General features: G+C 62.9%; 1 protein-coding gene. It reads right to left on the bottom strand.

The window, feature by feature from the left end:
* Nucleotides 1-224 precede the first annotated feature (224 nt).
* Nucleotides 225-1418: a geranylgeranyl reductase family protein gene (locus ACFWUP_RS31315; protein ID WP_379239601.1), complete on the bottom strand. Its 1194-nt coding sequence runs from the start codon at nt 1416-1418 to the stop codon at nt 225-227.
* Nucleotides 1419-1549: the final 131 nt, after the last annotated feature.

Here is a 1549-nt window from a genome sequence, read left to right as displayed (position 1 = left end):
GGAACGCCGCACCGATATCCACTACGGATTCCTGAATCTTGGTGCGGCACTGATCTGTTGGCGACGACTCAGCAATCGAACCTGATAGGAGCTCTATGCAGGGCGGGACCAGGCCAGCTTTTCGCTCTGGTGGATCGCCCTCGCCGCAGGCTCGGGGAGGCAGGCAGACCGATGAGCCAACCACTTGCACGCGAACCAGTGCGACGCTCTCATCACCGCGATTTTTATTCCTCGGTGTAGCTGGCGAGGCCGTCTTTACCGTAGAGGACACGAATTGTAGTGCGGCGCGCGCGGGGCTGGTCGAGCAGCGTATTCGCGATGTGCATCGCCCGAGGGTTGCCAATCACCCGGTGTACCACTCGCCCCATCCGATACTCCGTGCCCCAGAGCTGGGACAATTGCTGGGCATAGTCGGAGAAATCATCTGGGCCGTCTGTCTGCAGCGAGTTCACAGCACACTCACCAGCAATCATCCCCGATTGCAGCGCTTTCGAGATTCCAGCGCCGTTGCCCGGTTTGACGGTACCCGCCGCATCACCTGCGAACATGATTCCAGGCAGAAATGGTGGCCAAGTGTTGAACCCGGTAGGCAATCGCCAGGCCTGCAATGCCTTTGAACGCCGTAGCGAACCGAGGTCGGGTAGTTGCCAGTGCGAGGGCAGGTCGGCCATCAGGTTCGCCATCAGGTCCGCCGCGTTCACTTGTCGCCACTTCCTGTAGCTCGTGAGATAGCCGATTCCGATATTTACACGCTGATCGCCGAGTGGAAAGACCCAGCCGTAGCCGGGAAGAGCTCGATTTTCGTGCCACAGCCGGGTGTAGATCTCGTAGTAATTGTCGTCGTCGCGGCATGCATCCATTTCAGCGCGGATCGCCACCGCCGTGTAGCCATTGATCGAGGAAGCGGGAGCCAGGGCACGTTTCAGCGTCGAATACGCCCCGTCGGCGGCGATGACGACGTCGGCGCGCACGATACGTTCGGTGCCCATTTCATCGCGTACCACCACTCCAGCCACCCGACCGCGCTCCATAATCGGCGCGACAACTCGCGTGCGTTCGCGGACATCCGCGCCGGTGGCCGCGGCATGGGTGATCAGCATCTGGTCGAAATCCGTGCGGCGGGCCACGTAGGCCGTTCGGGGGATACCCTCCCGTTCGGGCCAACTCGCTTGCCAGCGTCGGGGGCTGAAGACACGGATACCGTCGATCTGATGGAACTTGGTCAGGCTTGCGCCAAGCCCCATCGCGGCCACCAGACTTGCGGCCCGTGGCGTGATGCCGTCGCCACACGGTTTCTCGCGCGGGAAGGCGGCTTTGTCGAAGCAAACGACGCGGGCGCCGACTGCGGCCGCCTTCCAGGCTGCGGCGGCACCCGCGGGGCCACCCCCGACTACCGCGATGTCGAACCTGTCGGACATGAGCCGCTCCCAATGTCGCCTAGCAGAGCGGCTGCGTGAGGTTCCCCCCGAACGGTGGACAAGGGGGCTATGCGGCTCAGGCGACTACCGCTGAGAGCGACCGCTCGTAGCTGTCAGGACTTTGATTCCCG

This window comes from Nocardia sp. NPDC058658, from assembly GCF_042716665.1.
Lineage (GTDB): Bacteria > Actinomycetota > Actinomycetes > Mycobacteriales > Mycobacteriaceae > Nocardia.
The sequence above is the reverse complement of the archived record's forward strand: the minus strand, read 5'-3'. Positions and strand labels throughout refer to the sequence as shown.